Source organism: Planctomycetia bacterium (assembly GCA_034440135.1).
Taxonomy (GTDB): Bacteria; Planctomycetota; Planctomycetia; order Pirellulales; family JALHLM01; genus JALHLM01.
This window is the reverse complement of the sequence record JAWXBP010000377.1, coordinates 1-7167: the sequence shown is the minus strand read 5'-3', so window position 1 is coordinate 7167 and position 7167 is coordinate 1. Positions and strand designations below refer to the sequence as shown.

7 protein-coding genes are annotated in these 7167 nt (G+C 58.4%); 1 reads left to right on the top strand and 6 read right to left on the bottom strand.

Going from position 1 to position 7167, the window contains the following annotated elements:
* The 4 genes from SGJ19_22350 to SGJ19_22335 all read right to left on the bottom strand — a co-directional run.
* Positions 1-439, bottom strand: a 439-nt coding sequence (locus SGJ19_22350) for a transposase (protein ID MDZ4782996.1), incomplete at its 3' end; no start/stop codon positions are given.
* A 238-nt stretch (positions 440-677) separates the two neighbouring features.
* On the bottom strand, positions 678-1238 hold the full coding sequence (locus tag SGJ19_22345; protein MDZ4782995.1) for a hypothetical protein: 561 nt from the start codon (positions 1236-1238) through the stop codon (positions 678-680).
* Positions 1239-1295: 57 nt separating this feature from the next.
* The gene (locus tag SGJ19_22340; GenBank protein MDZ4782994.1) at positions 1296-1544 is read right to left on the bottom strand and encodes a hypothetical protein; all 249 of its coding nucleotides are present in this window, start codon (positions 1542-1544) and stop codon (positions 1296-1298) included.
* 90 nt (positions 1545-1634) lie between these two features.
* Entirely contained in the window at positions 1635-2336 is a 702-nt protein-coding gene (locus SGJ19_22335; GenBank protein MDZ4782993.1) for a transposase, read from the bottom strand.
* Positions 2337-3013: 677 nt separating this feature from the next.
* Between SGJ19_22335 and ltrA the strand changes: the two genes are divergently transcribed.
* Positions 3014-4339 carry a group II intron reverse transcriptase/maturase gene (gene ltrA / locus SGJ19_22330; protein MDZ4782992.1) on the top strand — a complete coding sequence of 442 codons (1326 nt, stop codon included), beginning with the start codon at positions 3014-3016 and terminating at the stop codon, positions 4337-4339.
* A 490-nt stretch (positions 4340-4829) separates the two neighbouring features.
* On the opposite strand, the gene SGJ19_22325 is transcribed toward ltrA, so the two are convergent.
* Complete coding sequence (locus tag SGJ19_22325; GenBank protein ID MDZ4782991.1) at positions 4830-5348, bottom strand: hypothetical protein; 519 nt, start codon at positions 5346-5348, stop codon at positions 4830-4832.
* Positions 5349-5904: 556 nt separating this feature from the next.
* The coding region (locus SGJ19_22320) for a WG repeat-containing protein (GenBank protein ID MDZ4782990.1) at positions 5905-7167 on the bottom strand (1263 nt) is incomplete at its 5' end.

Below are 7167 nucleotides of genomic sequence, written 5' to 3'. Positions count from 1 at the left end.
TTGCTCGGCCGTGCCGTGCACGCGTCGATTGGAGGCTCCCCCATCGCCAGTCTTCGGCGCGAGCCGCCAGATTGGCCCGTAGGGCGTTCCGCTCGACGTAACGGGCGACTTGATAATAGTGTTCGTCGGTTTCGACCGGGAACGACTTGTAGCGGCCCTGGTAGAGATGGCCATAGCCCACGCGGCGGCGATGCTCTTGCCAGTTGCGGGCGTGGGTGATCGAGAGCTTCTGCATGAACGCCGCCGGCTCGCCCTCGTGCTCGGGCCAGAGCAGCAGGTGCCGCCGGTTCGGCATCAGGCAGTAGGCCAAAATCCGCATGGGGCGGGTTTCGAGCGTTTTCTCGACGGTCCGCTCGAAGGCCTCGAAGTCGCCATCGACGTATTCAGAGTCGCCGCATTCAGAGTCGCCGCATACAGAGTCGCCGCGAAACAGCTTCATCCGGCCCACGCCCCGATTCAGGACGAGCTACCGAAGCCGCCGAGCGATCAGCGAGGAGAGAGGCCGAGGGCGGTAGGCCGAACTTTTCCACCGGGAGCTACTCGCGACGTTCGAGGCATGCCCAAAGACTAGCGGAACGGCTCCGCCTCGTTAAGAATGAGACCTGTCCCGTTTAATTGCCCCGTTTAATTGCCCCGCCCCGAACGGCGTGCTGCAGTGAATGTCGTTGCGAAAGGTGTCACTTCGCTGCCGCGGTCGGCCCTTCCTTTGCGTCGACTTCTCTCTTGCCTGCCCGTGAGCTGAGCCGAAACACAACTTCGAAAGCGATCAAAATCCCGCACATCATCGACATGGCGACTCCGAGCCAATAGTACGCCGGACCCTTATCGACATACCCTCGAAACGGTTCTTGGAGAGAGTATCCGTAATGCCAATAGTAGAGCATCGAAGGAGACAACAGCGGAATGATCCAAAGCTTGGAAAACTTCCATCGCAACAGGGCATAGCAAGGTGCGGTGACGAAGAATTGGAAGAAGACCAGGTGCCACAGCTTCCGTTCAAAGTAGACACCCAGTGCCCGGCGACTGTACTCAGGAGGAAAATACGTCACCGCACCGTCGATGATGAACAGAACCACCAGCCAGGAAAGCCAAACGGGGTCCCCCGCCGGACGGGAACGGGTTTTCGGACCGTAAAAAAACGGGTAACCCAAGCCGATTCCGAAAATGATGTACGAAGCCGCCATCGAGGTGCAGAGAACGAGCGTCAACGTACTCTTGGCATACGCAGCAGTCTTCATCGTCACCTCCGTTAGGCCGACGCTCCCGCCTCCCCGATCGGTGCGAGCACCTTCCGCCTAGGGGACGTCCGTCGTCGGCGAGTCTCCTTCTCCGTCGACGAATTGGTAAACCTGGGCGGGAGCCTCACCGCTTGTAGCTATCATTCCCTGCTCGTGTCCATTGGCATCATGGGAGAGTGTAATCGGGCCGGTCTGGTAGAACAATCGCATGCCGTTCCAGGCGCCCACCGGATGCGTCAACATGAAAACCAGTTGCTCCAGTTCTTCATCATTGAGTTTGACGAAGCCGAAGTCCAAGTCCCACAAACCTATGTTAACGTTCTGACTGGTGTTTGGCGCTCCCGTAACTCCGGAGGCGGAACTAAAGGTGCGGAACTAAAGGGGACGGGAGTCGAATCAAGAATCCGGGGATTCTTCGAGAGAAGTTTTTCGGGGCCGGCCCTGCGAGCGGACGGTATGTTCGAGCCCCAGTCGACGAATGGTCCGGGCTCGCCAAACGTCGCCGCCGTAGGGCTGACCGCGGTTGACCGAGCGTCGCAGAGCGGCCACTTCCCCGTCGGTTTGCGGCCGATTCACCTGTTCCGGCCAATCCCGCCCGAGTTTGACCGGCGGATCGGTCAGAATCGCTTGCTCGTCGGGGCTGCCATGGACGCGTAACCACAAGCTCCCCCATCGCCAGTCCTCGGCGCGTGCGACCATGCCGGCCCGCAACGCGTTCCTTTCGACGTAGCGGAGCACCGTCAGCAGGTGTTCGTCGGCTTCGACGGGAAATGCCTTGAACCGCCCGCGATACACGTGTCCCATTCCCGACGTCCGACGATGCGCATGCCAACGCCGGGAATGAGTGACCGTCAGAAGGCGAAAGAACTCACTCACGAGCGGCCCTTCGTCGCGGCGAGGCCAGACGACAAAATGCCAATGATTCGACATCACGCAAAAGCCGAGAAGCCGAAGCGGCACGCGCTCCAGCGTTTGCCGCACGACCGCATCGAAGGCCGCGAAATCCTCCTCCTTCTTGAAGAGGCGCAAACGACCGTTGGCCCGATTCAGGACATGATACGGGTAGCCCCCGACCAGCGATCGTGCACGACGTGGCATGCCGAGAGCCTAGTGCTGCGTCAAACCTAGGATTTCGGGTTCACGACATTCCAGAGGGCCGTAATTCCTCGGCTCGTTGAATGAGAGCCACCCGAACTTTTGGACCTGACAAAGCACTAGCCTCATCCGCAGGCCCCGTCAATAGATTCGACTCCCGTCCCCTTTGTGCGCCGTGAAAAGGCGTGAGTTTTCAGCGGGTGCAATTCCCGTCCGGCAAGGTTCGCTCCAGCCGGTAGCAATCGGAGCGGTGAGGGAGGTAACGAACTCGCCGAAGCCTTCGGTGGAAAGGGCCGCCTCGGGCGGCTCCGCGAGCAGGCAGGCCGCAACGTGAGTGAACGCCGAGCAGGCCCCGAAACGGGAAATGTGGGAGCCGACCCGCGCAAAGGTACGGGGAAGGCCGCCGTCGTCGAGAGGAATACCGGAGAGCGAAGCACCTCGACGATCCCACCGGGGTAATGGCGGCGGCATGCATGCACAAGGAAACTCGACGCAACACGGGAAGCCCCGACGATGACGGCGCGTGACCGTCAACGAGCAGCCCGCGAGGGACAGGGCTCGGTCGTGCGGGGTGACGGAGAGGTCCGTGGTAGCGATGAAGCCGGGTAACTCCGGTGGAGCGACGGGACCTCAGTTCAAGGCCGACGCAAGAAGCGGCGCGGGACCTGGAGAGACTGGCGATGAGCCTACCAACTCCGACTACGGTTCAGAAGCTGCGGGAGGCGTTGCACGCCAAAGCGAAGCAGTCGCCTGATTACCGGTTCTATACGCTGTACGACAAGATTTACCGCAAGGACGTTCTGTGGACCGCCCATCGGCGTTGCCTTCTCAACGACGGCGCGCCGGGAGTCGACCGACAGACGTTCGCGGACATCGAGGCGTATGGGGTCGAGCGGTGGTTGGACGAACTGGCGGAGGAACTCAGGAGTAAGACCTATCGACCTCAGGCGGTCCGGCGGGTGCACATTCCCAAGCCGGACGGCAAGCCGAGACCGTTGGGGATTCCGACGGTCAAGGACCGTGTCGTTCAAACGGCCGCATTGCTGGTGCTCGAACCGATCTTCGAGGCCGACTTGCAGCCGGAACAACACGCTTACCGACCCGAAACCGGAGCGTTGGACGCCGTTGAGGAAGTCCAACGTCTGCTGCGAACCGGGCATACGGAGGTTGTGGACGCAGACCTGAGCGGGTACTTCGACAGCATTCCGCACGCCGAGTTGATGACATCGGTGGCTCGTCGCGTCAGCGACAAGCACGTGCTGCATCTGATCAAGATGTGGCTCGAAGCGCCGGTGGAAGAGATCGACGAACGCGGACGAACGCAGCGAACGACCCGCAACAAGGACACGGGGCGGGGAACGCCGCAAGGCGCACCGATCTCGCCCCTGTTAAGCAATCTCTACATGCGTCGGTTCATCTTGGGCTGGAAAGCGCTGGGACACGAGCATCGTCTGGAAGCTCGGATCGTCAACTACGCGGACGACTTCGTGATCTGTTGCCGCGGCACCGCCGACGAGGCGATGGCCGCCATGCGGACCATGATGGGAAAGCTGAAGCTGACGGTAAACGAGACCAAGACGCACGTCTGCCGCCTGCCGGAAGAAACGTTCGACTTCCTGGGCTATACATTCGGGCGGTTCTATTCGCCGCGTACGGGCATCGCCTACCTGGGCGCACGACCGTCGCAGAAGAAGGTCCAGCGGCTCTGCCGCGAGACCAGCGAAATGACCGCTTCGAACAGGACCTTCCTTGAGGAGGAGGATCTAGTCGGCCGGCTCAATCGCAAGATGAAGGGCTGGGCCAACTACTTCCGCCTCGGGTCGGCGAGCCGCGCTTATCGAGCCATCGATCAGCACGTCGTTCGTCGGCTCCGCCAGTGGCTGTGTCGGAAACACAAGGTACAAGACCGGAAATATCTACGCTTTCCCGATCCCTACTTGTACCAGGAGTTGGGCTTGTTCCGACTTCGTGACATTCGACGCAGCTCCGCGTGGGCGAACGCGTGATCAACCTTGTCCGAGAGCCGGATGCGGGAAATCCGCCCGTCCGGTTCGATGAGCGGGAAGTGGAAACGGAGCACGGTTAAGTTAGTGAGGCACCGGCAAACGAAAGGGCCGGAAACAGATAGGCTCAACCTAAACCACCGCGCCACTTCCCGACTCTACTCTCCTCCCATCGGTATACCCGCGCGGCTTAGTTCGCGATTCTCGCGAAATGAGCCGGACGCCGCGCCGACGCTCCGCCTTGCGCTGAAAACTGCGTGCTCGGCGCAAAGTTTAACGACGCCTCGCCGCTCGCCGGCTCAACCCGCGCGATCTTCAATCACCGAACCGACGCCTACCCAAATTGCCTATGAACACGCGGACGGAGTTTTTGCGAGGGACAACCACGGTGCGGGCTCGCACGACCCTCAGCCGCAAATCCCAACCCTCTCCAAATTGCCAAAGAACGCTCGGATGGAGTTTTTGACAGGGACAGGCTTAAGCACATTGGCAATTAACCGGTGTTCTGGGACAGATTCTCACTTAGTAGCGTGTCGCGCACTGCCTTCGGCGACGAAATTATTTCCTCCCAAGCCGCGCTAAATGGCAAGCTCGTTTCGTCGCCGCAGAAAATGATTTGTCCATTTTCCACGAGGAAACCCATCCCATGTTCTTCTTCCCAGTCGCAGTGAGCCGCTAGAAATATGAAATTCGCTTCGCAATTCTTGATCTGGGGAATCAATGCGCTCTTAAAAAAGAAATGCTGAGAGACCTCATCTCGTTTGAAAACAACTCCGCCGTTTTTTGCGTACTTCAGGATTGCATCTAACCGCTGGTAGTAATCCCAGGCATGACTCGCAGCCGCCGACAAGAAATCTACGGGGAAGGAGTTGATGGAATCGACAATCTCCAATTGTCGACCTGTTGGCGATTTGTCACCCTCCTGCATGATATAAATCTTGATCGTTCGTTCAAGCAACGGAACATATTGCTCGCGCTCCCACAAGCCATCGCAAAGCGTGAACTCCGACATGCTATGAGCCTCTAATAGGTGACGGGCGGCCGACCGTTCGTAATGTCCGAAACCGCACCCTGATGCCTGAGCTGAGAATGCGGGGCAATTAAACGGGACAGGGCAATTAAACGGGACAGGTCTCATTATTCTGGAATGAGCGGGGTCTAACTCCCCTTGGGTCGTCCGCGGGGGCGAAGAGAGAATTCCAGGCCGAGTCGCTTGGCGGTGGATTTTACCCACCGCGGGCCGCCGTAGGGTTGTCCGCGTAGGACGCTGCGGCGGAGGGCCTTGCAGCTCACCCTCGTTTTGGGGCCGATTGACGAGTTGGGGCCGGTCCTTGGGAAGGGAGAGCGGCCCTTCGGAGAGCAGTCGCTTTTGTTCGGGCGTACCGTGCTCGCGTCGATTGGAGGCTCCCCCATCGCCGGTCTTCGGCGCGAGGCACCAAGTTGGCCCGTAGGGCGTTCCGCTTGACGTAGCGGGCGACTTGATCGGTGTGCTCGTCGGTTTCGACCGGGAACGACTTGTAGCGGCATCAGGCAGTAGGCCAAAATCCGCATGGGGCGGGTTTCGAGCGTTACTCAGCATTTTTTCGTATGGGTAATACACGTTCAATCCATAGGACATTACGACCGGCAGTGACCCTCGCTCTGCCGCATGAAAAGTTTTCCGCCTGTACGAAAGAAGGCTGAGGCTTAATGACCACCTCTCCCGCCTTGTTCATATATCCGTACCGTCCTTTAATGAGGACCGCCGCAAGGCCCTCGTGAAAATCCGGTAGATTGTCGACGTCGGCCAGCTTTTCCGGCCCTATGACCGTCTTGCCTCGCGTGTCGATACCCTGAAGCGCGCCTCCGTCACGGAACAATGCTACTCCTTCGTGAAATTCGCCCAATGCTGAAAATATTCTGTCCGTAGAAAAGCGACCGGTCGTGTCTATGATCCGGCCCTCTCTGCCCTCTTTCAATCCGACTATCGCATGCCCATTGTGAAACGATGTGACATAGTCAAAGCTAGGAGCAATTACCATTTCGCCGTCGCTGCTGATGAATTCCCATAGTCCATTTTTCTTTATGGGACCTCGGTTTTCGGTGAATTCATAAGCATAATCGACCCATTCCTCCATTAGTAACCGTCCATTTTTGTCAATGTAATTCCAGCGTTTGTCGCGCTCAACGAGTGCCTTTCCTTCTGAAAACTCGCCTACCTGATCAAATTGCGGCGGTATTGCAAGTTTTCCTGAAGTGTCAACGAAACCTCGCTTTCGCAGAGGGCGTTTATCTCGCATTTCCCTTACCGTTATCGCGGCCAATCCTTCGCTGAACTCATCGGCGTCGTAATACTGAGGAGGGATGACGAAGTCCCCATTTTTGTCGACAAATCCAACACGTCCTGACTTATCCTCAGCCGGCGCTAGCCCGTGCGAGAATAAGCCGATATAAGGAAAACGCGGCGGAACGACCATCTTTCCGTCTTCATCGATAATTCCGTACAGGTCACTATCTTTAGGAACGACTCCGGCCAGCCCTTCTGAAAAGTCGTTCGCGGCAATAAACGCCGGCTCAATGACGACCGTGCCGCTGGTGTCAATGTACCCAATCAGCTTGGTTTCGTTTGGATCGTCACCGACCGCATTTCCTGGTGCGTTGATTAGAAGTGTAACCGCTAACGCGATAAGTTTCAGATGCGCTATTGTCTTCATCTTGCTTCCCTTAGCGAAATGACTCGAGCGTAGCGTTGCTTCGTTCTTCGGAGCACTGGCCGAGCCCGTGGCACGCCGGAATCGCACGCTGGAAGCGTGCGAAGACATCATGCGGAGCATGATGACTACACTTTCGGG